The organism is Rhodoferax sp. U2-2l (assembly GCF_020594515.1).
GTDB lineage: Bacteria > Pseudomonadota > Gammaproteobacteria > Burkholderiales > Burkholderiaceae_C > Rhodoferax.
In genome coordinates this window covers 14,231-39,040 of sequence record NZ_JAJCTH010000017.1, presented here as the reverse complement: position 1 = coordinate 39,040, position 24,810 = coordinate 14,231, and the positions used below count along the sequence as shown (strand labels likewise).

Annotated in this window: 26 protein-coding genes; 18 read left to right on the top strand and 8 right to left on the bottom strand. The window is 62.3% G+C overall.

Going from position 1 to position 24,810, the window contains the following annotated elements; genetic code table 11:
• Nucleotides 1-42: 42 nt before the first annotated feature.
• Nucleotides 43-531, top strand: coding sequence for a thermonuclease family protein (locus LHU53_RS15365; RefSeq protein WP_227333539.1), 489 nt, complete (start codon nucleotides 43-45; stop codon nucleotides 529-531).
• Here LHU53_RS15365 and LHU53_RS15360 read toward each other — a convergent pair.
• Complete coding sequence (locus LHU53_RS15360; protein WP_227333538.1) at nucleotides 518-1,276, bottom strand: HesA/MoeB/ThiF family protein; 759 nt, start codon at nucleotides 1,274-1,276, stop codon at nucleotides 518-520. The two genes, LHU53_RS15365 and LHU53_RS15360, sit on opposite strands and share 14 nt — an antisense overlap.
• Before the next feature lie 15 nt (nucleotides 1,277-1,291).
• Entirely contained in the window at nucleotides 1,292-2,761 is a 1,470-nt protein-coding gene (locus LHU53_RS15355) for a S41 family peptidase (RefSeq protein WP_227333537.1), read from the bottom strand.
• A gap of 267 nt (nucleotides 2,762-3,028) precedes the next feature.
• Between LHU53_RS15355 and LHU53_RS15350 the strand changes: the two genes are divergently transcribed.
• The 7 genes from LHU53_RS15350 to LHU53_RS15320 all read left to right on the top strand — a co-directional run bounded on the left by LHU53_RS15350 (nucleotide 3,029) and on the right by LHU53_RS15320 (nucleotide 7,709).
• Nucleotides 3,029-3,436, top strand: coding sequence for a rhodanese-like domain-containing protein (locus tag LHU53_RS15350; RefSeq protein WP_227333536.1), 408 nt, complete (start codon nucleotides 3,029-3,031; stop codon nucleotides 3,434-3,436).
• A gap of 24 nt (nucleotides 3,437-3,460) precedes the next feature.
• Nucleotides 3,461-3,721: a glutaredoxin 3 gene (gene grxC / locus LHU53_RS15345; protein ID WP_227333535.1), complete on the top strand. Its 261-nt coding sequence runs from the start codon at nucleotides 3,461-3,463 to the stop codon at nucleotides 3,719-3,721.
• A 76-nt stretch (nucleotides 3,722-3,797) separates the two neighbouring features.
• A complete protein-coding gene (secB, locus tag LHU53_RS15340) occupies nucleotides 3,798-4,253 on the top strand; it encodes a protein-export chaperone SecB (protein WP_227333534.1) in 456 nt (151 codons plus the stop codon).
• A 50-nt stretch (nucleotides 4,254-4,303) separates the two neighbouring features.
• The gene (locus tag LHU53_RS15335; protein WP_227333533.1) at nucleotides 4,304-5,326 is read left to right on the top strand and encodes an NAD(P)H-dependent glycerol-3-phosphate dehydrogenase; all 1,023 of its coding nucleotides are present in this window, start codon (nucleotides 4,304-4,306) and stop codon (nucleotides 5,324-5,326) included.
• Nucleotides 5,327-5,346: 20 nt separating this feature from the next.
• Complete coding sequence (nadC, locus tag LHU53_RS15330; protein ID WP_227333531.1) at nucleotides 5,347-6,225, top strand: carboxylating nicotinate-nucleotide diphosphorylase; 879 nt, start codon at nucleotides 5,347-5,349, stop codon at nucleotides 6,223-6,225.
• Nucleotides 6,226-6,267: 42 nt separating this feature from the next.
• Nucleotides 6,268-7,413 carry a quinolinate synthase NadA gene (nadA, locus tag LHU53_RS15325; RefSeq protein ID WP_227333530.1) on the top strand — a complete coding sequence of 382 codons (1,146 nt, stop codon included), beginning with the start codon at nucleotides 6,268-6,270 and terminating at the stop codon, nucleotides 7,411-7,413.
• Between the two features lie 47 nt (nucleotides 7,414-7,460).
• The gene (locus tag LHU53_RS15320; RefSeq protein ID WP_227333529.1) at nucleotides 7,461-7,709 is read left to right on the top strand and encodes a DUF3297 family protein; all 249 of its coding nucleotides are present in this window, start codon (nucleotides 7,461-7,463) and stop codon (nucleotides 7,707-7,709) included.
• Here LHU53_RS15320 and panC read toward each other — a convergent pair whose 3' ends face one another.
• From panC to LHU53_RS15295, 5 genes are all read right to left on the bottom strand, one after another.
• The gene (gene panC / locus LHU53_RS15315) at nucleotides 7,710-8,558 is read right to left on the bottom strand and encodes a pantoate--beta-alanine ligase (RefSeq protein ID WP_227333528.1); all 849 of its coding nucleotides are present in this window, start codon (nucleotides 8,556-8,558) and stop codon (nucleotides 7,710-7,712) included. It lies immediately after the preceding gene.
• Between the two features lie 110 nt (nucleotides 8,559-8,668).
• Nucleotides 8,669-9,568 (bottom strand): 3-methyl-2-oxobutanoate hydroxymethyltransferase, encoded by a 900-nt coding sequence (panB, locus tag LHU53_RS15310; RefSeq protein WP_227333527.1) that lies wholly within the window; start codon nucleotides 9,566-9,568, stop codon nucleotides 8,669-8,671.
• Nucleotides 9,569-9,625: 57 nt separating this feature from the next.
• Nucleotides 9,626-11,233 (bottom strand): L-aspartate oxidase, encoded by a 1,608-nt coding sequence (gene nadB / locus LHU53_RS15305; protein ID WP_227333525.1) that lies wholly within the window; start codon nucleotides 11,231-11,233, stop codon nucleotides 9,626-9,628.
• Between the two features lie 18 nt (nucleotides 11,234-11,251).
• Nucleotides 11,252-12,100, bottom strand: a complete 849-nt coding sequence (locus LHU53_RS15300; protein WP_370632331.1) for a ScpA family protein — start codon at nucleotides 12,098-12,100, stop codon at nucleotides 11,252-11,254.
• Nucleotides 12,101-12,174: 74 nt separating this feature from the next.
• Complete coding sequence (locus tag LHU53_RS15295) at nucleotides 12,175-12,381, bottom strand: DUF3460 family protein (RefSeq protein ID WP_227333523.1); 207 nt, start codon at nucleotides 12,379-12,381, stop codon at nucleotides 12,175-12,177.
• Between the two features lie 129 nt (nucleotides 12,382-12,510).
• On the opposite strand from LHU53_RS15295, the gene hyfB reads away from it, so the two are divergent.
• The 7 genes from hyfB to LHU53_RS15260 are packed head-to-tail and all read left to right on the top strand — an operon-like array spanning nucleotide 12,511 to nucleotide 20,111.
• A complete protein-coding gene (hyfB, locus tag LHU53_RS15290; RefSeq protein ID WP_227333522.1) occupies nucleotides 12,511-14,535 on the top strand; it encodes a hydrogenase 4 subunit B in 2,025 nt (674 codons plus the stop codon).
• Nucleotides 14,532-15,482, top strand: coding sequence for a respiratory chain complex I subunit 1 family protein (locus tag LHU53_RS15285; protein WP_227333521.1), 951 nt, complete (start codon nucleotides 14,532-14,534; stop codon nucleotides 15,480-15,482). The genes hyfB and LHU53_RS15285 overlap by 4 nt, the downstream gene beginning before the upstream one ends.
• Complete coding sequence (locus LHU53_RS15280) at nucleotides 15,479-16,138, top strand: formate hydrogenlyase (protein WP_227333520.1); 660 nt, start codon at nucleotides 15,479-15,481, stop codon at nucleotides 16,136-16,138. Before LHU53_RS15285 ends, LHU53_RS15280 begins: the two co-directional genes overlap by 4 nt.
• 2 nt (nucleotides 16,139-16,140) lie before the next feature.
• The gene (locus LHU53_RS15275; RefSeq protein WP_227333519.1) at nucleotides 16,141-17,598 is read left to right on the top strand and encodes a hydrogenase 4 subunit F; all 1,458 of its coding nucleotides are present in this window, start codon (nucleotides 16,141-16,143) and stop codon (nucleotides 17,596-17,598) included.
• Between the two features lie 5 nt (nucleotides 17,599-17,603).
• Nucleotides 17,604-19,190, top strand: coding sequence for an NADH-quinone oxidoreductase subunit C (locus LHU53_RS15270; RefSeq protein ID WP_227333518.1), 1,587 nt, complete (start codon nucleotides 17,604-17,606; stop codon nucleotides 19,188-19,190).
• Between the two features lie 10 nt (nucleotides 19,191-19,200).
• The gene (locus tag LHU53_RS15265; RefSeq protein ID WP_255632056.1) at nucleotides 19,201-19,719 is read left to right on the top strand and encodes an NADH-quinone oxidoreductase subunit B family protein; all 519 of its coding nucleotides are present in this window, start codon (nucleotides 19,201-19,203) and stop codon (nucleotides 19,717-19,719) included.
• Nucleotides 19,720-19,766: 47 nt separating this feature from the next.
• A complete protein-coding gene (locus tag LHU53_RS15260) occupies nucleotides 19,767-20,111 on the top strand; it encodes a nucleotide pyrophosphohydrolase (protein WP_227333517.1) in 345 nt (114 codons plus the stop codon).
• Between the two features lie 35 nt (nucleotides 20,112-20,146).
• On the opposite strand, the gene LHU53_RS15255 is transcribed toward LHU53_RS15260, so the two are convergent.
• The gene (locus LHU53_RS15255; protein WP_227333516.1) at nucleotides 20,147-21,580 is read right to left on the bottom strand and encodes an MFS transporter; all 1,434 of its coding nucleotides are present in this window, start codon (nucleotides 21,578-21,580) and stop codon (nucleotides 20,147-20,149) included.
• A gap of 122 nt (nucleotides 21,581-21,702) precedes the next feature.
• Here LHU53_RS15255 and LHU53_RS15250 point away from each other — a divergent pair, with 122 nt between their 5' ends.
• The 3 genes from LHU53_RS15250 (at nucleotide 21,703) to LHU53_RS15240 (ending at nucleotide 24,728) form a co-directional block, all read left to right on the top strand.
• Entirely contained in the window at nucleotides 21,703-22,608 is a 906-nt protein-coding gene (locus tag LHU53_RS15250) for a LysR family transcriptional regulator (protein ID WP_227333515.1), read from the top strand.
• Nucleotides 22,609-23,053: 445 nt separating this feature from the next.
• The gene (locus LHU53_RS15245) at nucleotides 23,054-24,013 is read left to right on the top strand and encodes a restriction endonuclease (RefSeq protein WP_227333514.1); all 960 of its coding nucleotides are present in this window, start codon (nucleotides 23,054-23,056) and stop codon (nucleotides 24,011-24,013) included.
• A gap of 7 nt (nucleotides 24,014-24,020) precedes the next feature.
• Nucleotides 24,021-24,728, top strand: coding sequence for a DUF3800 domain-containing protein (locus LHU53_RS15240; protein WP_227333513.1), 708 nt, complete (start codon nucleotides 24,021-24,023; stop codon nucleotides 24,726-24,728).
• Nucleotides 24,729-24,810 lie beyond the last annotated feature (82 nt).

The window sequence follows — 24,810 nt, the reverse complement described above, 5'->3', positions numbered from 1 at the left end:
CCTTGCCTGTCCAGGTATTCGGGTCTGCTGGCGCTTGGTCTGATGTTCTTTGGTGCTACATGTTTGGCAGCTTCAGAGTCATACAGCGCAAAGGTTACAAGAGTTTCCGATGGCGATACGCTGTGGGTTCAACCGATTCTGGGCGGCGCGCCGCGCAAGCTGCGTTTGCATGGTGTGGACGCGCCGGAAATCTGCCAAAGCGGCGGTATGGCTGCGCGCGAGGCCTTGCGTGCCCTGGTGGACCAGCGCACACTGAGGGTGCGGGTCAAGTTTCAGGATGACTATGGGCGTGGTCTGGCACAGATTGAGGTGGATGGCCAGGATGTCGCCGAGAAGATGGTGCTTGCCGGGCAGGCCTGGTCATACCGCTGGCGTCGCAGTCCGGGCCCGTATGCCCGCCAGGAAGCCCGGGCCCGACAGGCCAAGGCGGGTTTGTTTGCCGCACCCGCACCGGAGCCACCGGCAGATTTCCGCCGACGCAACGGCAGCTGCTACCTGCCCGATGGTCAGGGCGGGTTCAAGCTGAAGTAGCGGCGCCGCACACCGGGCAAGCCGGGTTGCGGCCAATGCGCACCTCGGAAAAGCTCATGCTGCGACCGTCGAGCATCAGCAGGCGCCCGGTGAGGGTCTGGCCGATGTGGCCGATCAATTTGAGCGCTTCGGCCGCCTGCATCGTGCCGATGATGCCCACCAGTGGTGCAAACACGCCCATGGTGGCGCAGCGGGTTTCTTCCAGCGTGTCGTCTGGCGGGAACACGCAGGCGTAACACGGTGAGCTGACATCACGTGCGTCGTAGACACAGAGTTGGCCGTCAAAACGAATGGCTGCACCGGACACCAGCGGCGTCTGATGCGCCACACACGCGGCGTTGATGGCGTGGCGGGTGACAAAGTTGTCACAACAGTCCAACACCACGTCCGCCTCGGCCACCAGTGTGTCCAGCAGCGCCGCGTCCGCCCGGGCCTGGAGGGTGTGCACCTGCACCTGGCTGTTGATCTGACCCATCGCGGTCTTCAGGGAGTCCACTTTGGGCTGGCCGACGCGAGCTTCGGTGTGGGCAATCTGGCGTTGCAGGTTGGTGATGTCCACCGTGTCGTGGTCCACCACCGTGATGTGCCCGACGCCGGCCGAGCTCAGGTACAGCGCCACCGGTGAGCCCAGGCCGCCCGCGCCAATGATCAGCGCGCGGGCCTGACCCAACAGCGCCTGGCCTTCGACGCCTATTTCGTTGAGCAGAATATGGCGCGAGTAGCGCAGCAGGTCGTTGTCATCCATCTGCTGGTTGACCGGTCAGTTGTCGGTTTTCTCTTCAGTGCGCTCCACCTGGGTTTTGCTGACCAGCACCGGCAGGCCCTTGAGCTGCAGAATGGCTTGCTGCAGCTGAAAGTCTTTGTCCGAGCCGTATTCGGGCATCTTGCGCTCAGCCGCGGGTTTTTTAAGCTCTTCTTCGAGCAATTTGCGCGCTTCTTCACGCTCCTTTTCGCGCGCGGCGTCTTTCACCTCGTCACCCTGGCCGCTGGCGAGGTGCTTTTCAAGATCCGCCTCGCGGGTGCGCAGGGCGGCAAACAGGTTGCCTTCTGCGGTTTCGTCAATCATCACATCCGGCACGATGCCTTTGGCCTGGATCGACTTGCCGCTGGGCGTGTAGTAGCGGCTGGTGGTGAGCTTGAGGGCGGCGGTGGGGCAGTTGTCCATGCGGAAAGCTGCATCGAGGCACACGGCGGTTTGCACCGACCCCTTGCCAAACGTCTGGCTGCCCAGCAGCTTGGCGCGTTGATGGTCTTGCAGGGCGCCGGCCACAATCTCGCTGGCAGAGGCCGAGCCCTCATTGACCAGCACCACCAGCGGCACTTTTTTGAGCGCGCCTTTGGTGACTTCCTCCAGATGCCGCAACGGGTCATCACCGCGGCGGGCATAGTAGGTGGGCGAGGCCTTGTAGGTGAACTTGCTCTCGGCCAGCTGGCCGTTGGCCGAGACCACCACCACGTTTTCGGGCAGGAACGCGGCAGAGATCGCCACCGCGGCGTCCAGATAACCACCCGGGTCATTGCGCAGGTCCAGCACCAGGCCCTTCATGTTGGGTTCCTGTTTGTAGAGGTCTTCGACCTTGCGGGCAAAGTCGGCCACCGTGCGTTCCTGGAACTGACTCAAGCGAACCCAGCCGTAACCGGGCTCGATCAGTCGGGCTTTGACACTTTGTGTCTTGATCACTTCGCGGGTGATGGTGACCTGGAAGGTGCGGTTTTCATCCTTGCGGAACACGCTGAGCAGAACCTTGGTGTCGGGCTCGCCACGCATGCGTTTGACGCCTTCGTTGAGGGTCAGGCCTTTGACCGGGGTGTCGTCAATCTTGACGATCAGGTCGTTGGGTTTGAGCCCGGCGCGAAATGCCGGTGAGTCTTCAATGGGCGACACCACCTTGATCAGCCCGTCTTCCTGGGTGATTTCGATCCCAACACCCACAAACTTGCCGGTGGTGCCTTCGTTGAAATCTTTCAGCGTCTTCTTGTCCATGTAGACCGAGTGCGGGTCCAGTCCGGCCACCATGCCCGCGATGGCATCGGTGATGAGTTTTTTCTCGTCGACCGGCTCCACATAGTTGCTTTTGACCATGCTAAACACGGCTGCCAATTGCTGCAGTTCTTCCAGCGGCAACGGCGCCAAGGAGGCCCGCGCCATGGATTGCAGCGAGATGCTGGCCAGCGCACCGGTCAGAATCCCCGCGGATAACAACCCCGCAATTTTCAGTTTTTGACCCATTTTGATTCCTGAACGTGAGATGGCGAAGTAGACAGAAGCATTTTGATCCTGAGCGGTGCGGCGGGTTCCGAACCACCACAACGATTTTTATCAGGCATCAGATGGCGCGACCCCGCCTGCGTTGGCTTCGACGCGGGACTGGCCAACAGGCCAATCATCGTGGCGGATAAGAACGGGCTTGTGCATGTTTCCAATCAGCAGTCGGTAGGGGTTCCGTGTGCATTCTAAAATGTGTGGCTCAGGTCATCTCTACATAAGGATACGCAAGTGAAATTTATTATCGACAACTGGATGATGATCACCGTGGCGCTGGCCTCCGGCGGCATGCTGCTGTGGCCCGTCATCAACGGCGGTGGGCCTGGCGCCCTGACCGCAGAAGGTGCGGTGCAGCTCATCAACCGCGAAAAAGCCGTGGTTGTGGATGTGTGTGAGTCCGAAGAGTTTGCTGCTGGCCATGTCGTCGGCGCCAAGAATATTCCTTTGGGCGAGCTCGAGGGCAAGCTCGATGGGGCGGTCAAAAATAAAACGGTCCCGCTGATTCTGGTGTGCAAATCGGGTGCGCGCAGTGCCCGGGCGGTGGCGATTGCCAAAAAGCTTGGCTTTGAGAAGGCGCAGTCGCTCTCGGGTGGCATGGGCGCCTGGCGCTCGGCCAACCTGCCGGTCGAAAAAGCTTAACCCCCCCCACTTCGGAAAGATCCCATGCAACCCGTCAAGATGTACACCACGGCCGTGTGTCCCTATTGCATCCGCGCCAAGCAGCTCCTGAAAGCCCGTGGCGTGGCGCAGATCGAAGAAATCCGCATCGATTTGCACCCGCAAGAGCGCGACCAGATGATGAGCAGCACCGGGCGGCGCACCGTGCCGCAGATTTTCATCGGCAGCACCCATGTCGGTGGCTGCGACGACCTGATCGCGCTGGACAGTCGCGGTGGCCTGATGCCGCTGCTGCAACAAGCCTGAGGCAACTCCCCCACAGCGGCTGGGCGCCAGCGGCGCCCGCCTTGGCTCCCCCTTTTATCAACCGAGAGAACCTCCCATGTCCGACACCAACAACCCCGTTTTCCAGATCCAACGCGTGTACCTCAAGGAATCATCGCTTGAGCAGCCCAATTCGCCCGCTATCCTGCTGGAGCAAGAGCAGCCCACGGTCGATATCCAGCTGGGTGTGAACGCCTCGACGGTGGCCGACGGCATGTATGAAGTGGTGGTGACTGCCACCGTGCAAACCAAGATCAAGGACCGCACCGTGTTTTTGGTGGAAGCGTCGCAAGCCGGCATCTTCGAGATCCGTAACCTGCCGCCTGAGCAGATGGGGCCGATCATGGGCATTGCCTGCCCGCAAATCGTTTACCCCTACTTGCGTGGCAACGTGGCCGACCTGATCCAGCGCGGCGGCTTCCCGCCGGTGCACCTGTCAGAGATCAACTTCCAGGCCATGTACGAGCAGCAACAAGCGGCCCAAAGCGCTGAGGCGCCCGCCGCTGTTCAGTAAGTTATCCGTTGCCTGAGACGTTTGCCACCGACCCACCTGCCCGAGTCGCTATGAAAATCATGGTTCTTGGTGCAGGCGCCTGGGGCACGGCACTGGCCGCCAGTGCTGCGGCGCCAGACCGGCCCCATCACGTCACGCTGTGGGCGCGGCGTCTGGAGCAGGTCCGGGCCATGCAGCAGGGCCAGCAAAACCCGCGTTATTTGCCGGGGGTGACCTTGCCGCCACAACTGGCGTTTTGTGGTGCCAGCATGGCCGAGTTGCCAGCGCGGGTGGCCGATGCGGACCTGGTGGTGGTGGCCACGCCCATGGCCGCCTTGCGCGACATGTTGACGGCGTTGCGCGACTGCCGCGCCCCGGTGGCCTGGTTGTGCAAAGGTTTTGAGGCGCCAGTGACTCACACTTTGGGCCTGCTGGCGCATGAAATTCAGGGTCAGGTCGCACCTGACATGCTGGCCGGGGTGCTGAGCGGCCCGAGTTTTGCGCTGGAGGTGGCGCGGGGCCAGCCCACCGCGCTGGTGGCCGCCAGCGTGCACGAGTCCGTGCGCCAAGCGCTGGTGGCGGCCTTTCACAGCCCGACGTTGCGCGTCTATGCCAACGAAGACATCGTGGGGGTGGAGGTGGGCGGCGCCGTTAAAAACGTGTTGGCCATTGCCACCGGCCTGTGCGACGGGCTGGACCTGGGGCTCAACGCGCGTGCTGCGCTGATCACCCGCGGCCTGGCCGAGATGACCCGCCTGGGTGTCGCCCTGGGCGCACGCGCGGAGACCTTCATGGGCCTGAGCGGCCTGGGTGACCTGGTGCTCACCGCCACGGGCGATCTGTCACGCAACCGCCAGGTGGGCCTGGCGCTGGCACAGGGCCAGACCCTGCAGCAGGCCACTGACGCGCTGGGGCACGTGGCAGAGGGGGTTTACAGTGCCCGCACGGTGGTGCAGCGGGCGCAGCAGCTGGGGGTGGACATGCCGATCGCGCAGGCGGTGGTGGATCTGCTGGACGGCAGGATGACCCCGCCACAGGCGGTGGCCCGCCTGATGGGGCGCGAGCCCACCGCCGAATTGGCCGTTGTGGCCTGAGATCAACAGGGGAGAAAAAAATGACAGCGTATTTTGATTTTTCCGTGAAGTCGGTGGCCGCCTTGGCGCAAGCCGATGTGACCCGTGCCTTGCTGGAAGATGTGGGCGAGGCGGACCTGACCGCCGGTCTGGTCGACCCGGACCGGCGTGCCCACGCCACGGTGGTGGCACGCGAGGCGGCGGTGATTTGTGGCGCACCCTGGGCGCAGCTGGCCTTCCAGCAGCTCGATCCGAGCGCCGAGGTCATCTGGCGCGTTCCCGAAGGCCACCGCTGCGAGGCGGATCAGCCTGTGTTGGAAGTGCATGGCCAGGCCCGGGCGATGCTGACAGCCGAGCGCACGGCGCTCAATTTTCTGCAGCTGATGAGTGCGGTGGCCACCAAAACCAGTCTGTTTGTGCAGGCCATCCGCGAGGTGCCCAACGTGCGTGCCCGCATTGTGGACACCCGCAAAACCCTGCCTGGCTTGCGGCTGGCGCAAAAATATGCGGTGCACGTCGGCGGTGGTCTCAACCACCGGCTGGGGCTGTATGACGCCGTGCTGATCAAGGAAAACCACATTGCCGCCGCCGGTGGTGTCACGGCCGTGTTGCGTCGCGCGGCCGAAGTGGCGCCGCAAGCCCGTTTTGTCGAGATCGAAGTCGAAACCCTGGGCCAGTTGCGCGAAGCCCTGGACGCGGGGGCCACCATGATCCTGCTGGACAACATGGGCCTCATGCAGTTGCACGAAGCGGTGCGCATCAACGCCGGGCGGGCCCAGCTGGAGGTGTCGGGTGGCGTGAACCTGTCCAGCGTGTGCGCCATCGCCTCCACCGGGGTGGACCGCATCTCGATCGGTGCCCTCACCAAAAACGTGAAGGCGGTCGATTTTTCGATGCGTTTTGCCAATGACCCGCTCTGAAGCTCAACAGCTGGCTATTTCATCTGAAACGGAGCTGACAACATGACCGACGCGCAACAGACGATCAAGGAAGTGGACTACGAGCAGCCGCAAAATGAGGGGCAGGGCGACTCATCCGCTGGCTCGGTGTGCGCCACCAAACACGCCTGGGCACGCGTGCCGGTGGAGCCCGGCCCGGCTGAGCGCGCGGCGCTGAAAGACAAGATCCGACGCCTGCTCAAAGAAAAGAATGCGGTGATGGTGTCGCACTACTATGTGCACCCCGACCTGCAGGATCTGGCCGAAGAAACTGGCGGGATCGTGAGCGACTCACTGGAGATGGCGCGTTTTGGCCGTGACCACGCCGCCACCACGCTGGTGGTGTCGGGCGTGCGTTTCATGGGTGAAACCTCCAAGATTTTGTCGCCTGAAAAACGTGTGCTGATGCCCGATCTGGACGCCACCTGCTCGCTCGACCTGGGCTGCCCGGTGGACGAATTCAGTGCGTTTTGCGACGCGCATCCGGACCGCACGGTGGTGGTCTACGCCAACACCAGCGCGGCCGTCAAGGCGCGCTCGGACTGGCTGGTCACCTCCAGTTGTGCGCTGGACATCGTCAAAGCGCTGAAAGAGCAGGGCAAAAAAATCCTGTGGGCGCCAGACCGGCACCTGGGTGGCTACATCCAGCGCGAAACCGGGGCCGACATGGTGATGTGGGGCGGCTCCTGCATCGTGCACGACGAATTCAAGGCCTTTGAGCTGGAAGAATTGTTGCGCGAGCATCCCGGCGCCAAAGTGCTGGTCCACCCCGAGTCACCCGCTGCCGTGGTGGCGCTGGCTGACGCGGTGGGCTCCACCTCCGGCATCCTGAAAGCGGCGCGCGAGATGGACGCGAAAGAATTCATCGTCGCCACCGACAACGGCATGATGCACAAGCTGCGCACGCTCAACCCCGGCAAAACCTTTTTAGAGGCCCCCACCGCTGGCAACAGCGCCACCTGCAAGAGCTGCGCCCATTGCCCGTGGATGGCCATGAACGGCCTGGCTGACGTAGCACGGGTACTGGAAACCGGCGCCAATGAAATCCACGTCGACCCGGCGCTGGGTCAACGTGCCAGATTGCCGATTGACCGGATGCTGGCGTTTACCGCCGCGCTCAAACAGGGCCCCGTGCCCGGACGCCTGGTCGCCCAGATTGGTGCGGCCTGAGTTGTTATTGAATTGAAACTGATTGCCGCCTCAGAGCGGCCCTGACCATGACCGAAACCACCCCTCGTCCCGAACTGCCTGACCACCTGTCCATCGACGCACGCAGCCCTTTTTACAACGCCGCCGTGTTTGCGCACGACATCGGCATTCGTCTCAATGACAAGGAACGCACCGACGTCGAGGAATACTGCCTGAGTGAAGGCTGGGTCAAAGTGCCCGCCGGCAAAACCCGCGACCGCCACGGCAAGCCGCTGCTGATCAAGGTCAAGGGCAAGGTGGAAGCCTTCTATAAGTAATCAGACTTCCAGGTTGTCGATCAGCCGGGTGTTGCCCACCCGCGCTGCGCCCAGCAGCACCAGGCCGGCGTTGGCCGTCAGGGAGGCCACGGCGGCTGAGTCGGGGGTCTGCAGGTTGTGGCGCTGGCGCACCGTCAGATAGTCCGGCTTCCAGCCTCGTGCCTTCAGCGCATGCATGGCCTGGGCTTCCAGCGCAGCCACATCGGTTTGCCCAGCGCGTAAGGCGTCGGCCATGGCTTTCAAGGCCAACGACAGTTGCACCGCCTCCTGGCGCTCGGTCGGGCTCAGGTAGTTGTTGCGAGAGGACAGTGCCAGACCGTCGTCGGCACGCAGCGTCTGGCCGCCCATCACCTCAATGGGCAGGGCAAACTGCTCGACCATACGTTTGATGACCATCAGCTGCTGGTAGTCTTTTTTGCCAAACAGCGCCACGCGGGGCCCCACGATGGCAAACAGTTTCATCACCACCGTGCAGACGCCGCCAAAAAAGCCGGGCCGGAAGTGGCCTTCGAGCATGTTGGCCAACTCGGTGGGGGGCTGCACGGTAAAACCCTGCGGCTCGGGGTACAGCTCTTTTTCGCTGGGGGCAAACAACACGTCGCAGCCCGCCGTGGCCAGCGCCTGGCAGTCGGCCTCCAGCGTGCGCGGGTAGGTGTCAAAGTCTTCGTGGGGCAAAAACTGCAGGCGGTTGACAAAAATGCTGGTCACCATCACGTCGCCCAACGGCTTGGCCTGGCGCACCAGGGCCAGGTGCCCGGCGTGCAAATTGCCCATGGTGGGCACAAAGGTGGGGTGCCGGTAGGCCGACAAATGGTCCCGCAACTCGGAGATGGTGTGGATGATTTTCATGATGACGGATGGCGGTTCAATAAAGGCCAGAACCCTGTTTTTCAAACGATGTTGAGGCGAACCAAGTGCTAGAGGCGCATCGTTTTCGAGGTCAATGCGCTTTGCGGGGGTTACCAGGCGTGTTGGGTGTTGTCGGGGAAACTGCCGTTTTTGACGGCTTCCACATAAGCGGTGATGGCTTCCTTGATGCCATGCTGGCCCGGGATGCCGGGCAGCTCGGCCATGAAGTTGCGCACGAACTTGGGGTTTTTGCCCAGGTTCAGGCCCAGCATGTCGTGCAACACCAGCACTTGCCCGGCGGTGCCGTTGCCCGCGCCAATGCCAATGGTGGGGCAGTGTGGTAACTCTGCGGTGAGTTCTGCCGACAAGGCGGCGGGCACCATCTCCAGTACCAGCAGCGCGGCCCCGGCGTCCTGCAATTCAAGCGCATGGCGTTTCATGACGGTGGCCGATTCGACCGTTTTGCCCTGTACCCGGTAGCCACCCAGCGCGTGCACGGTTTGGGGGGTGAGACCCAGGTGGGCGCAGACCGGGATACCGCGGTCCACCAAAAAACGCACGGTGTCAGCGGTCCAGCCACCGCCTTCCAGCTTGACCATGTGGGCGCCGGCCTGCATCAGCACGGTGGCGCTGCGCAGTGCCTGCTCTTTGGACTCGTGGTAGGTGCCAAACGGCAGGTCGCCAATGATCCAGGCCGTGCCTTGGACCCGGCGCACGCCGCGGGTGACACATTCCACGTGGTAGCGCATGGTCTCCAGCGACACGCCCACGGTGCTGGTCAGGCCCTGGCAGACCATGCCCAGCGAGTCGCCCACCAAAATACATTCGACCCCGGCGGCATCGGCTACAGCCGCAAAGGTGGCGTCGTAGGCGGTGAGCATGACGATCTTTTCGCCGCGGGCGTGCATTTCCAGCAGGCGGGGCAGGCTCAGCGGCTTGCGCGTGGCCGGGCTGCTGGCGGGCGGCAGCGTGCCGTAAGGGGTGGCGTTCTGGATGGCAGGTTGTGTCATGCGGGCATCTCCCCAAAAAAAGTGGCGCGAGTCTAACCCACGCCGATCAGGCCAGGCTCAATGGTTCGGCGGGCTCAAAACCGTCGGCAGCGCCTCGGGCAGCAGGTCGGGGTAGTCGCGGCTGAAGTGCAGGCCCCGGCTTTCGTGGCGGGCCTGCGCGCTTTTCACGATCAGGTCCGCCACCAGCACCAGGTTGCGCAGTTCCAGCAGGTCGCGGGTGACGTGAAAGTGTGAATAAAACTCGTGAATCTCGCCCTGCAACAGGGCGATGCGGTGGGCGGCGCGCTCCAGCCGTTTGTTGGTGCGCACGATGCCCACGTAGTCCCACATGAAGCGGCGCAACTCGTCCCAGTTGTGCGAGATGACCACGGTTTCGTCCGCATCAATGACACGGCTTTCGTCCCAGGCGGGTAGCGTCACGGCAGGCTGGGCGGCAGCTTGGGCGATGTCGGTGGTGGTCGCCTGGGCAAACACCATGCATTCCACCAGCGAGTTGCTGGCCAGCCGGTTGGCACCGTGCAGGCCGCTGCACGCCGTCTCGCCAATGGCGTACAGGCCAGGGATGTCGGTGCGCCCGTGCAGGTCAGCCAACACGCCGCCACAGGTGTAGTGCGCAGCGGGCACCACCGGAATGGGTTGTTTGGCGATGTCGATGCCCAGCTCCAGGCAGCGCGCGTAAATGTTGGGGAAGTGTTCCAGCAAAAAGTTCTTGGGCTGGTGCGAGATGTCGAGGTAGACGCAGTCAAAGCCGCCTTTTTTCATCTCGAAGTCAATCGCGCGGGCCACCACGTCGCGCGGGGCCAACTCCAGGCGCGGGTCGTGATTGGGCATGAAGCGGGTGCCGTCGGGCAGCAGCAGGCGGCCACCTTCACCCCGCACCGCTTCGCTGATCAAAAACGATTTGGCATGCGGGTGGTACAGGCAGGTCGGGTGGAATTGGATGAACTCCATGTTCTGCACCCGGCAACCCGCACGCCAGGCCGCGGCAATGCCGTCGCCGGTGGCGGTGTCGGGGTTGGTGGTGTACAGGTACACCTTACCCGCACCGCCGGTGGCCAAAATGGTCTGCGGTGCCTGGAAGGTGATGACTTCGCCCGTGCCGCTGTCCAGCGCGTACAGGCCCACGCAGCGTTTGTCGGCCTGCCCGAGCTTGTCGGTGGTGATCAGGTCCACCAGGGTGTGCTGCTCGAACAGGGTGATGTTGGGTGTTTTTTTGGCGGCGTCAATCAGCGTGCTCTGGACCGCCGCGCCGGTGGCATCGGTCACGTGCACGATGCGCCGGGCGCTGTGGCCGCCTTCGCGGGTCAGGTGCAGGTGACCGTCTTCCTGTGAAAACGGCACACCCATGGTTTGCAACCAGGCAATCGCCTTGGGCGCGTTTTCCACCACAAAGCGGGTCGCGTCCAGGTCGCACAGGCCAGCACCGGCAATCTGGGTGTCCTGGATGTGGGCCTCAAAACTGTCGTCCTTGTTCCAGACTGCCGCGATACCGCCTTGCGCCCAGCCGCTGGAGCCTTCCATGACCGCGCGTTTGGTGATCACCGCCACTTTTTTGTCGGTCGACAGCAGCAGCGCGGCGCTCAGGCCCGCCAGGCCGCTGCCCACGATCAAAACATCAAAGACCAGTGGGGGGCGGGCAGGGAGGTGGGCGGGGCGTGGGTTCATGGTGTGTGCAGTGTAGGTTCAAGAGGGGGCGTAGGCCAGGCGCACGTAAATGGGTGCAAAGGCTTCGGCTTGGGTGATTTCGATGAGGGTTTCCTTGGCCAGTTCGAGCAGGGCGATGAAGGTCACCACCAGCACCGGCGCGCCTTTGGCCGGGTTGAACAGGTCTTCAAATTCGACAAAACGGTGGCCTTGCAGGCGCTTGAGAACCTGGCTCATGTGCTCACGCACCGACAGCTCTTCGCGGGAGATCTTGTGGTGCTGCACCAGTTTGGCGCGCTGGAGGATGGCAGCCCAGGCCTCCTGCAATTCACTCACATTGACATCGACAAAGCGGGGTTGTAGCGACTGCTCGATGTAGGCCTGCGCCACCAGAAAGTCACGCCCAAACTGCGGCAGGGCGTTGAGCCGGGCGGCTGCCAGCTTGATCTGCTCGTACTCCAGCAGGCGGCGCACCAACTCGGCGCGTGGGTCTTCGGCCTCTTGGCCTTGCGCCACGTGTTTGGGCGGCAGCAGCATGCGTGATTTGATCTCGATCAGCATGGCCGCCATCAGCAGGTACTCGGCGGCCAGCTCCAGGTTACGCTGGCGGATCTCGTCGACATAACTCATGTACTGGCGGGTCAGGCCGGCCATGGGAATGTCGAGAATGTTGAAGTTTTGCCGCCGGATCAGGTACAGCAGCAGGTCCAGCGGGCCCTCAAAAGCCTCCAGAAAGACTTCCAGCGCGTCGGGCGGGATGTACAAATCATTGGGCAAGGTGAACAGCGGCTCACCATACAGCCGTGCCACCGCGACCTGATCGACCACGGTGGGCATCTCTGCCGTCGTGACCCCCTCTGAATTGTCCAGCGCAGCCGATGCCACCATTGCCAGGTTTTGTTGCTATAGGTCAAATAGCTAAAGGCATATGCTGCAAGGAGACCGCAGGCCAGACAAGCTGATCAGTCAAGCAGGTTCTGGTAGACGTACGGCTTTTGCGCCACCCGGGCGGCACGGAATTCATCGGAGGCATCCCGGTCGACCGCTTTGTCCCATAACAGGCTGCGACCGAGGCGCTGACCTTCTTCCATGGCCGGATTTTTGGCCTTCAGTTCATTGATGAACTGGGTGATTTCAGAAACATACTGGGGGCGGTAGAAAATGTTCATGTGGTGGACCTGTTTGGATTATTTTAGCCCGCCACGCCCCAAGCCGGTGGCGCGGTGTTTCAGGGGCAAGCCTGAAAGGGCTGGGTGTAATATTGGACGCACCCCCCGCCGCACCGTTGTTACCGCTTCATGAACAGTTTTACACACGTCAACACCTGGATCCATCTGGATGGGGTGTTGGCCATTGTGTTGGGGTGGTTGTTGATCGGCGCCGCAGGCATCGCAGCGCTGCGGCGCTTTCGGTTTGTGGCCGTGGTGCTGTTTCCGCTGGGGGCGATGTTGTCGGTGGGTTTGATGGCGGTGGCGTTGAGCGCGGCCTTCGCCAGCCCGGAGGTGGCGGTGCTGCCGCTGGGCTTGCCGCAGTTGCCATTTCACTTGCGGCTCGATAGTCTGTCGAGTTTTTTTCTGCTGCTGATTGGCGCCGTGTCGGCCGGCGTGTCCACCTTTGCGGCCGGGTATTTCCGCAAGGGTGAGGGCACGCCGCCAGGCTTGTTGTGCCTGGCCTACCACGTGTTTCTGGCCAGCATGGCGATGGTGGTGCTGGCCGATGACGCCTACGTGTTCATGGTGATGTGGGAAACCATGGCCTTGTCGTCGTTTTTTCTGGTGCTGGCCAACCACCGCCTGCCCGAAATCCGCCATGCCGGTTACCTGTACATGCTGGTGGCGCACATTGGCGCGCTGGGCATCTTGCTGTGTTTTGGCGTGTTGCAGGCCAACACGGGCGACTACACCTTTGCCAACATGCGCGCGCAGACGCTGACCCCGTTCTGGGCGTCGGTGGCGTTTGTGCTGGCGGTGTTCGGCTTTGGCGCCAAGGCTGGCTTGTTGCCACTGCACGCCTGGTTGCCCGATGCGCACCCGGCGGCGCCTTCGCCGGTGTCGGCGCTGATGAGTGGTGTCATGCTCAAGATTGCCCTCTACGGCATTCTGCGTGTGTCGTTTGACTTGCTGCAGACGCGCCTGTGGTGGTGGGGTGTGCTGCTGATGGGCTTGGGTTTGACCACCGCACTGTTTGGCGTGGTGTTCTCCACCGTGCAGGTGGAGATGAAACGCCTGCTGGCGTACTCGTCCATCGAAAACATTGGCCTGATGTGTGCTGGCGTGGGCCTGTCGCTGCTGTTTTCCAGCTACGGTATGCAGGCGCTGTCGGCCCTGGCGCTGACCGCCGCGCTGTACCACATGCTCAGCCACGCGCTGTTCAAGAGCTTGCTGTTTTGCAGCACCGGTGCGGTGCTGCACGCCACCGGCCAGCGCAGCCTGGGCAAACTCGGCGGTTTGATCCGTTACATGCCCTGGGTGGCCTGGCCCACGCTGGTGGGCGTGCTGGCCTGCGCCGGCCTGCCGCCGTTTGGCGGGTTTGTGGCCGAATGGCTGCTGCTGCAAAGCTTTCTGTTCACCACCGGGCTGCCGAGTTCGTCGCTGGACATGCTGGTGCCGGTGATGGCGGCGTTGATTGCGCTGATTGCTGCGCTGTCGGGCTACACCATGGTGAAGTACTTCGGGGTGATTTTTCTAGGCCAGCCACGTGAGGAAAAACTGGCCCAGGCGCACGACGCCGGGCGCTGGGAGCGGCTGGGCATGATGTGGCTGGTGCTGGGCTGTGTGATGCTGGGCCTGTTTCCAAATCAGGTGATCGCCCTGATGGACCCGGTGACACACCACTTGGTGGGTGCCGGGCTGGCGCAGACCGTGGCCGACAACGGCTGGCTGCTGGTGCCGGTGAGTGTGGAGCGGGCCAGTTACGCCCCCACCATTTTCTTGCTGGGGGTGGTGCTGACCTTTGGGCTGGCCTTTGTGCTGGTGCGCCGCCTCTACCACGGGCGGCTGCGCCGGGTGCCGCCGTGGGACTGCGGCCACCCCTGGCAAACCGCCCGCATGCAGGACACGGCCGAAGGGTTCGGCCAACCCATCCGGCAGATATTCGATCCGTTTTTCCGCATCACCAAGCAGGTGCCCAGCGCCTTTGACGACAAGCCGGTGTACGGCGTCAAGCTGGAAGACCCGTTGTGGTATGGGCTGTATCTGCCGGTGGCGCGGTTGGTGGAGCGGCTGTCTAGGCTGGTCGGGCTGTTGCAGCAGGGGCGCATTGCGGTGTACCTGATGTACAGCTTTGTCACGCTGATCGTGGTGTTGCTGGTGGTGAAACGATGAGTGCGCTGGGCGTTTTTTCGCAACTGATGGCCCTGGTCACCGCGCTGCTGCTGGCGCCGCTGCTGACCGGCTGGATCAACCAATGGCGGCATTGGCTGCAAAACAAGTCGGCGCCGAGCCTGCTGCAGCCCTACCTGACGCTGCACAAGCTGTTCAACAAAGAATTGCTGATGGCCGAACATGCCTCGCCGCTGTACCGGTTCACGCCCTATGTGGTGTTTGGCTGCATGTTGCTGGCCAGCGCGATCATTCCAACGCTCTCCACCGACCTGCCGCTGTCTCCCGCGGCCGACGCGATTGCGCTGGTGGGCCTGTTTGCGCTGGCGCGGGTGTTCATCTCGCTGGCGGCGATGGATGTGGGTACCTCGTTTGGCACGCTGGGGGCGCGGCGGGAAATGTTGGTGGGTTTTCTGGCCGAGCCGGCCTTGCTGATGGTGATGTTTGGCGCGTCCATGATCACCGGCTCCACGTCGCTGACGGTGATTGTGGAAACCCTGGCGCACCGCGAGTTGGCCATCTACCCCAGCCTGCTGCTGGCCGGGGTGGCGTTCACCATGGTGTCGCTGGCCGAAAACGCCCGGGTGCCGGTGGACAACCCCGACACCCATCTGGAACTCACCATGATCCACGAGGCGATGATTCTGGAGTATTCCGCGCGCCACCTGGCTTTGATGGAGTGGGCCGCCAGCCTGAAACTGTTTGCTTACTCGTGTGTGGGTCTGGCGCTGTTTTTCCCCTGGGGGGTGGCCGAGGCCAACGCGCCGCTGGCCTTGCTGCTGGCCTTGCCGGTGCTCATTTTCAAACTGGCCATTGGTGGCATGCTGATGGCGATGATTGAGACGGCGAGTGCCAAGATGCGAATTTTCCGCGTGCCCGAATTTCTGGGCACCGCTTTCCTGCTGGCGGTGATCGGCCTGCTGGTGAACGTGTTGCTGGGGGGCCAATGAGCCACTTTGTCCCTCAGCTGATCAACCTGTTTGCCACGCTGATCCTGTTGCTGTCGTTTGCCATGCTGGCGCAGCGGCGCATTGTGTCGCTGATCAACCTGTTCATGATTCAGGGTGCGGCGCTGGCAGCCGCGTCTTTTTTGCTGGGGTATGTCACCGGGCACCCGGACCTGTATGTGTCGGGCGCGCTGACGCTGCTGCTCAAGGTGGTGCTGATCCCCTGGATGCTGCACCGCATGATCCGCAAGCTCAATGTGCGCTGGGATGTCGAGACGCTGTTGAACATTCCCACCACCATGCTGGTGGGTATCGCACTGGTGATTTTTGCCTTCAGCCTGGCGCTGCCGATTTCGCGCCTGTCGGACGCGGTGGCCGGTGGCGCCCTGGGTATTGCGCTGGCGTGTGTGATGCTGTCTTTCATGATGATGATCACCCGCTCCAAGGCGGTGCCGCAGGTGATCGGTTTCCTGTCCATGGAAAACGGCTTGCTGTTTGCCGCCACGACGGTCACCAACGGCATGCCGATGATTGTGGAATTTGGCATTGCGCTGGACGTGCTGGTGGGTGTGCTGATTCTGGGGGTGTTCATGTTCCAGATTCGCGAGAAGTTCGACAGCCTGGACATCCGCCACCTCGAATCGCTCAAGGACGACTGAGCATGAGCGCGTTGTACCTTGTTCTTGGGGTTCCACTGCTGGGCGGGCTGGTGCTGGCGCTGGTGGGGCACCAACCGCGTGCGCGTGACATCAATGTGGTGTTCAGCCTGCTGACCTTTTTGGCAGCCTGTGTGATGACCGTCGAGGTGATTGACGGCGGGCCGCAGTTTGTCTGGGCCAAGCAGTTCTACATCGACCCGCTCAATGTGTTTCTGGTCACGCTCACCGCTTTTGTGGGCCTGACCACCGCCATTTTTTCGCGTCCGTACATGCGCATTGAGCAAGACCACGGCAAGATGACGCCCCCGCGCATGCGCCTGTACCACAGCATGTACCAGCTGTTTTCCTTCACCATGCTGCTGGGTTTCACCACCAACAATCTGGGCATCATCTGGGTGGCGATGGAAGCCGCCACGCTCACCACGGTGCTGCTGGTCAGCGTCTACCGCACGCCAGCCAGCCTGGAGGCGGCCTGGAAATACTTCATCTTGTGCGGTGTCGGCATTGCCCAGGCGCTGTTTGGCACGATCCTGGTCTACATGGCGGCTGACAAGGTGCTGGGCGCCGAACACGCGACGCTGCTGTGGAGCAGCCTGTCAGACATCAAGGGCCAGTTGGATCCGACCATCATGTCGCTGGCCTTTGTGTTTCTGCTGATTGGTTACGGCACCAAGATTGGCCTGGTGCCCTTGCACAGCTGGTTGCCCGATGCCCACGCCGAAGGCCCCACGCCCGTGTCGGCGGTGCTCTCGGGCCTGCTGCTGAATGTGGCCATGTACGCGGTGCTGCGCTGCAAGGTGCTGACCGATGGCGCGCTGGGGACGCAAATGGCGGGCCAGCTGATGATGGGGTTTGGCCTGCTCTCGGTGGTGGTGGCGGCGTTTTTTATCTCGCGGCAAAAAGACGTCAAGCGCATGTTTTCGTACTCCAGCATCGAACACATGGGGCTGATCACCTTTGCCTTTGGCATGGGCGGGCCGGTGGCCAACTTTGCCGGACTGTTGCACATGACGGTGCATTCGCTGGTGAAGTCCGCCATCTTTTTCACCGTGGGTCATGCCACGCAAAAGGCCGGCACGCAGGTCATGAGCGAGATCCGCGGACTGATCAAGGTCAATCCCACGGTGGGTTGGGGCTTGATGCTGGGTGTGATGGCCATCCTGGGCATGCCGCCGTTTGGCGTGTTTGCCAGCGAGTTTTTGATTCTGACCACCGCCATGCGAGAACAACCGTGGGCCACACCGTTTTTGTTCCTGGCGCTGGGTGTGGCGTTTGCGTCGATGCTGATCCGGGTGTTGCCGATGGTGTTTGGCGAAGAAACCAAGCTCAAGCCGCTGGCGCACCCCCCGGCGCTGATACCGGTGTTTGTGCACCTGGCGCTGGGCTTGGTACTGGGCCTGTACATCCCGGCGTACCTGAACGGCTGGTACGTGGCGGCGGCCAGCATGTTGGGAGGCTGACGTTGATGAAGATACCCGGTCTGGATCTGGCGTTTGCCGAGCTGCCTGCCCCCGTGCCGATGTTTTGGGCACAGGTGACGCCAGCGCAGTGGCAAGCCGCTGCCGTGGCGGTGCGTGACGCAGGTGGCCGGTTGGTGGCTGTGTGGGCGGGCGGTGCGGTGCCTGCCGAAGCTGTTGCTCAAGCACCTTTCAGCGCTGGCGCCATCTGTGCGGCCTATGTCACGCTGGAAGGCCTGTTCTGGCTTGCGCTGCCGCTGGCCGCGCAAGACGGCCCGGCCACTTACCCCGATTTGTCAGCCGTGTTCCCATGTGCCAGCCGCATGCAGCGGGCCGCGGCCGAGCTCTCAGGCGTTCAGGCACTCGGTGCGCATGACCAGCGCCCGTGGTTGAACCACGGTGCCTGGGCGGCGGACCACCACCCGCTGCTGCAAGACCCGCTGGCCTTGCCGACGCCGTCGCCCGGCGCTTTGACCGACTACCCGTTTGTGCGGGTCGAGGGCGACGGCGTGCATGAAATTCCGGTGGGCCCGGTGCATGCCGGCGTGATCGAACCCGGGCACTTCCGCTTCTCCATCGTTGGCGAAAAAGTGCTTCGCCTGGAGCAGCGCCTGGGCTACACCCACAAAGGTATCGAGCAGCGCATGACGCAGCTGCCCGCGCTCGACGCTTACCGGCTGGCCGGACGGGTGTCGGGCGACTCCACCGTGGCCTACGCCTGGGCCTACAACATGGCGCTGGAATCCGCGTGCCAGACGACCATCACGCAGCGCGCCGCCTGGCTGCGTGCGTTGATGCTGGAGTGTGAGCGGGTCGCCAACCACCTGGGTGATCTGGGCGCGTTGGGCAACGATGTGGCGTTTGCCTTTGCGCTGGCGCAGTTTTCGCGGCTGCGTGAAGACTGGTTGCGCACCTGCAAGGGCGCCTTTGGCCACCGCCTGATGATGGACGGCATCGTGCCTGGCGGCGTCCGGGCCGACCTTCAGGCCGCTGGCATCACCCAGTTGCGGGCGACTTGCCAGGCGCTGGTGCCCGACGTGCGCAAGCTGGCCGACATTTTTGAAGACCATGCCGGGTTGCAAGACCGTTTCATCACCACCGGCCGGGTGGTGCCCGCGCTGGCCGCGCAGCTGGGCATGACCGGCCTGGCCGGGCGGGCCAGCGCCCAGAGCTGGGATGTGCGTTGTGACCACCCGTTTGTGCCTTACGACAAGCTGCGGGTGGTGATGGCCAGCCATTCGCGCGGTGATGTGGGCGCGCGCGCATCAGTGCGGTTTCAGGAGGTGTTGGAGTCGGTCCGGCTGATCGAGCGTATCCTCAACGAGCTGCCTGACGGCGAGGTGCACAGCCCGGTCAAGCTGCCGGATCAGCCCTCGCGCGGGGCGGGTTGGGTGGAAGGCTGGCGCGGCGAGATTGTGGTGGCACTGGAACTGACCGGCGCCGACCAGGGCCACCGCATCCAGCGCTGCCATCTGCACGACCCGTCGTGGCAAAACTGGCCGGTGCTGGAGCATGCTGTGATGAACGACATCGTGGCTGACTTTCCGCTGATCAACAAATCGTTCAACCTGAGTTATTCGGGGCAAGACTTATGAGGACCGCAGCATGATCTGGAAAGTGGTCCAACAAATTGCCCGGGTCGGCATCCGCACCGAAGCGGCCCCCGACATTGGTGAAGCCGCACAGGCCGAGGCCTCGCGCATTCAGGCCGAGTTGTTATCCATTTTGGGGCAGGCGCTGTGCATCCGTGAGGTGGACGCGGGTTCCTGCAACGGCTGCGAGATGGAAATCAACGCGCTGGGCAACCCGTACTACAACATCGAAGGTTTGGGCATCAAGTTTGTCGCCAGCCCGCGCCACGCCGACCTGCTGCTGGTGACCGGCCCGGTGTCGCGCAACATGGAAATGGCCTTAAAACGCACTTATGACGCCACGCCCGAGCCCAAACTGGTGGTGGCGGTGGGTGACTGCGCCTGTGACGGCGGCATCTTTGGTGAAAGTTACGCCACCTGCGGCCGGGTGGCCAACGTCATCCCGGTGGATGTCACCGTGCCGGGTTGCCCGCCGGAGCCGGTGGACATTTTGCGCGGCATACTCCAAGCGGTGCGGCGGCGGGTGACGTAGGTGACGTCGTCAAACGCAAGCTTGAACGGTTTCTGAGGAGAACGCCCGTGCTGAATGACCACTTACGCCAGGAGCTTCTTGAATTCCGCCGGGTGCGGGACTGGGAGCAGTTTCACAACCCGCGCAACCTGGCCACGGCACTCATGGTGGAAGCGGCGGAACTGCTGGAGCCGTTTCGCTGGGCCTCGGAAGGCCAGGCGCGTGAGATTGTCCAAGCGCGGCGTGGCGAGATGGCCGACGAATTGGCCGATATCGCCATCCTGATGACTTACCTGACGCACGATTTGGGCATTGACCTCAATGCCGCCGTGGCGTCAAAAATCCAGGCCAATGCCAAAAAGTACCCCGTCGACAAGGCGCGCGGTTCCAACAAAAAATACACCGAGCTTTAGCCTTCTGCCAGCCCGCGTTCGCGGCCAAGGTGTTGTCACAGCTGCTGCGCCTTCGCACTGGCCCGGCTGCCAGCCGCAATAACCAGCGCGACGGCAACCAGACTTGCTGCCACAGCCAAGGTGGCGCGCATACCCGCCGCCGCGGACTCCGGGTCAGTTGCCCCCATCCCGGTGGCGGCTGACCCGGCCACAAACACCGCCCCCATCAGCGAGGCGCCGGTGATCAGCCCCAGGTTGCGTGACAGGCCCAGCAGGCCAGACACCACACCCCGCTTGTCGGCTGGCACATCACGCATCACTGCGGTGTTGTTGGCCGCCTGAAACAGCGCATAACCTGCGGTGACAACCACCAGCGGCAAAACGTAGCCCGGCACACTGAACCGGGTTGGCAGCAGCGCCAGCGCGGCACAGCCCGCCACCATGGCGAAAAGCCCACCGTTGCTCACGCGGTCTGCACCCAGCCGGTCCACAAGACGCCCGGCGGGAACACCCGCCAGCGCCGCCACCACCGGCCCGGCCGACATCACCAGGCCCACACGGGCGGCATCAAGCTGCAGCGCGCCAGACAGGTAAAACGGCCCCACCACCAGCGTCGCCATCACCACAGTGGTCACCAGGGCACTCATGGCAAAGCCCGCGCTCAATGCCGGGTTGCTGAACATGGCCCATCGGATCAAGGGGGCGGCCGCCCGCTTCTCCACCCACACAAACACAACCGCCCCGGTTGCCGTAGCAAGCAACAGCACCGCGTTGAGCCAGCTAAAACTGCCGCGCCCCAGCGTCATGGCCAACGCATAAGCCACCAGTGTCAGCGCCAGCACCAGCGTGCCCAATCCATCAAAACTGGTCCAGGCCTTCGTTGGCCCCGGGCGATCCACGGGCAGATAACGCCGCGCCAGAAAAAAGGTCAGCACACCCAGCGGCACGTTGACCCAAAAAATGGCTTGCCAACCCACGCTGCCAATCAACACACCACCCAGCGTGGGCCCCAGCGCGGTGCCCACCGCCGACATCGTGCCCAGCAAACCCATGGCGCTGCCGGTTTTGTCTTTGGGCACGGCTTCACCCACCAGCGCCATGGTCAGCGCCATCAGAATCGCCGCTCCCAGGCCCTGCACAGCGCGGGCGGCGATCAGCAGCCAGAGTGTGGGCGCGGCAGCGCACAAGCTTGAGGCCACAGTGAACAGCCCGATGCCAGCCAGCAACAGCCGCCTGCGACCCAGCATGTCACCCAGCCGTCCGGCACCCACAATCAGGCTGGTGATGGCCAGCAAGTAGGCCAGCACCACCCACTGCACCGCCTGAAAGGACACACCAAACACCTGCGCCAAAGTCGGCAGCGCCACGTTGGTGATGCTGGTGCCCAGTGAGGACAACAACATGGCCATCGACAGGCTCAGCAGCACCCACGTTGCTGCAGGTTTTATCTGCACTGCGCTATCGGTCTGTGTCGGGGGGTTGGAAATCATGTTGGGCTCTGTCCTGAAGGGTTGATGTCTGGATCGTAGGGACGGCAGTGCCAGAGCGGAAGGCGCTACATTTGCACTGTGTGATTGCGTCTGACGCCAGTTCTCAGCGCCCAGCCCACCCCATGTCTACCCCTGATCTGAACCAACTTGTCACGCTGGACGTGTTGCTTGCCGAAGGCAATGTGACGCGTGCGGCGCAGCGGCTGCACCTGAGCCCGTCTGCCATGAGCCGCGCCCTGGCGCGCCTGCGTGAGACTCTGGGCGACCCGCTGCTGGTTAGGGCCGGGCGCGGCCTGGTGCCTACCCCCCGCGCGCTGCAGCTGCGTGCGCAGGTGAGTCAACTGGTGCAGGAAGCCCAGGCGGTGTTGCGCCCCGCCGAGTTGCTCGACCTGTCACAGCTGGTGCGCACCTTCACCCTGCGGGTCAGCGACGGCTTCACCGAGAACTTTGGCCCGGACCTGATCAGGCGCGTTAACCAGCAAGCACCTGGCGTGCGGCTGCGTTTTGTGCCCAAGCTCGACAAACACAGCACCGCCTTGCGCGACGGCAGTGTCGATCTGGAAACCGGTGTGGTGGGCGACGACACTGGCCCCGAGGTCCGCACCCGTGTGTTGTTCCATGACAGATTTGTGGGTGTGGTGCGACATGGTCATGTGTTGTGCAAGGGTGAGATCACACCTGTCCGTTATGCGGCAGGCCAACATGTGCTGGTGTCGCGCCGTGGTCTGGAAAAAGGTGTGATGGACGAGGCCTTGTCCGCGCTGGGGCTGGAGCGGGTGATTGGCGCCTATGTTGGCGGTTTTTCAGCCGCACTGGCCATCACACGCGCCACCGACCTGATCACCACAGTGCCCGAGCGCCACACCGGCAAGTTGCGCGCTGGCCTGTTCAGCTTTGCCCTGCCGCTGCCCGCACCAGAGATCACCGTGTCCATGCTTTGGCACCCGCGTATGGATGGTGATGCCGCGCACCGCTGGTTGCGGGGGTGTGTGTTGGAAGTGTGTGGGGAGTCAGGCCAAGAGCTTTAAGACTCGGCGATTGTGGGTGGCAGGGGATGGGTTGGGGCGGCGGCCTCATACTGCCAAATGCGCAGAAATTGGCCGCCACCCCAACCCATCCCCTGCTGGCGAGCGGCTTTTGTTTGCCGTCAAAAGAACCGTGACTCAGGGTTCTGCTCCACTGTCGGGAGCTGCTTAGCACCTGCCGGTCGCGATAGTCAGCTATGTGGCACCTCCATCCAAAAATGATAGCAAACTGAAATAATCACTGGGAGCACATAGGCATCCACTTCGCGGCGACCAACTCCGCGCGAGCAGGAGTAGTGGGGGATTGTTCTGGGTTGTGGACTTTGACTCGGAGCCAGAAGGAACGGCGATAGCAATTCCGGCAGTCATGGTGTAGCTGTCGCCGCATTACGATGCAAACATCCTAGTATCGAAATGCCCTGGTTCGAGACCAAGGCACAATTCCATCATGGACGACCGTTTTCACTATCCGCCTGACGTTTTTAACCTGCTCGTAGACACGATCCCTCTGCTATGCAAGGGCAAGGAAGACGTGCTGTTGTTCCTGCGTGGTGCCGGCGTGCCCAACGAAGATGTTGCTGAGATGCAGGTCAAGGTGCGCGCTGACCGCAAATCGATAAGCAAGTTTGCAATAGTGCGTGACGTACTGGAAAAATTGAACAAGCGTGGCGATGCTGGCTTAGGGCCACGCCGTGAAATTATCAAGCGCGTGGTCGAGTTCGAACATTTTTCGATGTGCTGGGAAAACGATGTGCACAAGGCTAAGGCAAACGTCGGTGATCTCGCTCGCATTGTTAACCACCGTGATTCGTTTACGCGCATGAACCAACAGCGCGAGGCAGCGCAGGCTGAGGTCGCCGCAAAGGCGCGTGCTGAGCGGGAAGTGGCCGCAGAGAAAAGCCGAAAGATTCTGGATGTGCGCGACCGCCTGAACGCGCTTTTCGGCATGGATGCCGAGCCACAGAAGCGCGGCAAGCAACTGGAAGGTGTGCTCAATGACCTATTCCGCGCATATGGCATTCTGGTGCGCGAGGACTTCAAGCGGCAGGCCCCGGCGGGTAGCCTCATCGTCGAGCAGATCGATGGTGTAGTCGAGTTCGAGGGGCACATCTACCTTGTTGAGATGAAGTGGATCAGCACGCCAGTGGGAGTTTCGGATTTGGGCTCGCACATGATGCGATTGTTCGCGCGCGAGGGTGTACGCGGCCTCTTCATTTCGAATTCTGACTTCACGGCCTCTGCCATCGCTGAGTGCGTTACCCACTCAAACAACAAGACGATGGCGTTGTGCACTCTCCGCGAGATCGTCATGCTGCTTTTAGACGAACGCGACCTAATAGCGTTGCTGCGGAGCAAGGTGCGGGCTGCAATTCTTGACAAGAAGCCATTCCACGAAATTTTGAGGTGACTCTGCGGTGCAACTTATCTTCTTTGACGAGGCGAAGGATGACAAGGACTATCCGGTTTATCACATTGGTGGTGTGTGCATCGATGAAGCAGACCTTGCAGACGTTGAAGCGCGCATCACTCTATTGGCCGAAAAGTCCTTCGGCAATGCAGTGCTCGACCGCGGCACGGAGTTTCATGCCGCTGAGATATTCCATCGCAAAGCCCACTTCAAATCCTGGGAAGACTTCGGTGCGCGACTTGATCTATTGAAGGAGTTTGTCGAAATTTTGTCGCTGAAGCAGGTCGGCCTGATCGACATCCAGATAAACAGCGCAAAGCTGCATGCATGTCAGTCCGCTTCCGACATTGCTTTCATGTTCTTGTGTGAGCGCTCGAACCAACTGATGCAAGCGCGGAGGAAGATGGGCATGCTTATCGGTGATCGCGACACTGATTCATCAGCGGCTAAGTGCGCGATTAGCTTGTCGTCTTACCGAGTCAATGGCACCGAGTTCCAGTACGGACAAAGGATCACCAACCTCGTCGATTCGGTGCACTTTACTCACTCGCACTTAAGCCGCTTCTTGCAGCTTGCCGACGTGTACACGTGGCTGAAGCAGTTCCGTCATCGAAACAAGGGCTCCGAGAACCTGCGGCACCAAGCTCTGTTCGACATCCTCAACGCTCAAGATACCGATCTTGGCCCAACGAAGTACAAGGAGTGGCCGAGGTAGGCGAACCACACCGCTGGCCTGATGTCACCCAGTGCCCTGAAACCGACCAAGCGCACAATCCTGCCATCACACCGACCCCTTT

Coding starts and splice junctions, on each gene's coding strand:
- secB (WP_227333534.1), top strand. CDS start 3,798: ATGTCCGACACCAACAACCCCGTTTTCCAGATCCAACGCGTGTACCTC.
- LHU53_RS15360 (WP_227333538.1), bottom strand. CDS start 1,276: ATGGATGACAACGACCTGCTGCGCTACTCGCGCCATATTCTGCTCAAC.
- LHU53_RS15285 (WP_227333521.1), top strand. CDS start 14,532: ATGAGTGCGCTGGGCGTTTTTTCGCAACTGATGGCCCTGGTCACCGCG.
- LHU53_RS15280 (WP_227333520.1), top strand. CDS start 15,479: ATGAGCCACTTTGTCCCTCAGCTGATCAACCTGTTTGCCACGCTGATC.
- LHU53_RS15250 (WP_227333515.1), top strand. CDS start 21,703: ATGTCTACCCCTGATCTGAACCAACTTGTCACGCTGGACGTGTTGCTT.
- LHU53_RS15355 (WP_227333537.1), bottom strand. CDS start 2,761: ATGGGTCAAAAACTGAAAATTGCGGGGTTGTTATCCGCGGGGATTCTG.
- nadA (WP_227333530.1), top strand. CDS start 6,268: ATGACCGACGCGCAACAGACGATCAAGGAAGTGGACTACGAGCAGCCG.
- nadB (WP_227333525.1), bottom strand. CDS start 11,233: ATGAACCCACGCCCCGCCCACCTCCCTGCCCGCCCCCCACTGGTCTTT.
- LHU53_RS15275 (WP_227333519.1), top strand. CDS start 16,141: ATGAGCGCGTTGTACCTTGTTCTTGGGGTTCCACTGCTGGGCGGGCTG.
- LHU53_RS15365 (WP_227333539.1), top strand. CDS start 43: ATGTTCTTTGGTGCTACATGTTTGGCAGCTTCAGAGTCATACAGCGCA.
- hyfB (WP_227333522.1), top strand. CDS start 12,511: ATGAACAGTTTTACACACGTCAACACCTGGATCCATCTGGATGGGGTG.
- LHU53_RS15265 (WP_255632056.1), top strand. CDS start 19,201: ATGATCTGGAAAGTGGTCCAACAAATTGCCCGGGTCGGCATCCGCACC.
- LHU53_RS15335 (WP_227333533.1), top strand. CDS start 4,304: ATGAAAATCATGGTTCTTGGTGCAGGCGCCTGGGGCACGGCACTGGCC.
- LHU53_RS15300 (WP_370632331.1), bottom strand. CDS start 12,100: ATGGTGGCATCGGCTGCGCTGGACAATTCAGAGGGGGTCACGACGGCA.
- LHU53_RS15245 (WP_227333514.1), top strand. CDS start 23,054: ATGGACGACCGTTTTCACTATCCGCCTGACGTTTTTAACCTGCTCGTA.
- panC (WP_227333528.1), bottom strand. CDS start 8,558: ATGAAAATCATCCACACCATCTCCGAGTTGCGGGACCATTTGTCGGCC.
- nadC (WP_227333531.1), top strand. CDS start 5,347: ATGACAGCGTATTTTGATTTTTCCGTGAAGTCGGTGGCCGCCTTGGCG.
- LHU53_RS15295 (WP_227333523.1), bottom strand. CDS start 12,381: ATGAACATTTTCTACCGCCCCCAGTATGTTTCTGAAATCACCCAGTTC.
- LHU53_RS15270 (WP_227333518.1), top strand. CDS start 17,604: ATGAAGATACCCGGTCTGGATCTGGCGTTTGCCGAGCTGCCTGCCCCC.
- LHU53_RS15320 (WP_227333529.1), top strand. CDS start 7,461: ATGACCGAAACCACCCCTCGTCCCGAACTGCCTGACCACCTGTCCATC.
- grxC (WP_227333535.1), top strand. CDS start 3,461: ATGCAACCCGTCAAGATGTACACCACGGCCGTGTGTCCCTATTGCATC.
- panB (WP_227333527.1), bottom strand. CDS start 9,568: ATGACACAACCTGCCATCCAGAACGCCACCCCTTACGGCACGCTGCCG.
- LHU53_RS15255 (WP_227333516.1), bottom strand. CDS start 21,580: ATGATTTCCAACCCCCCGACACAGACCGATAGCGCAGTGCAGATAAAA.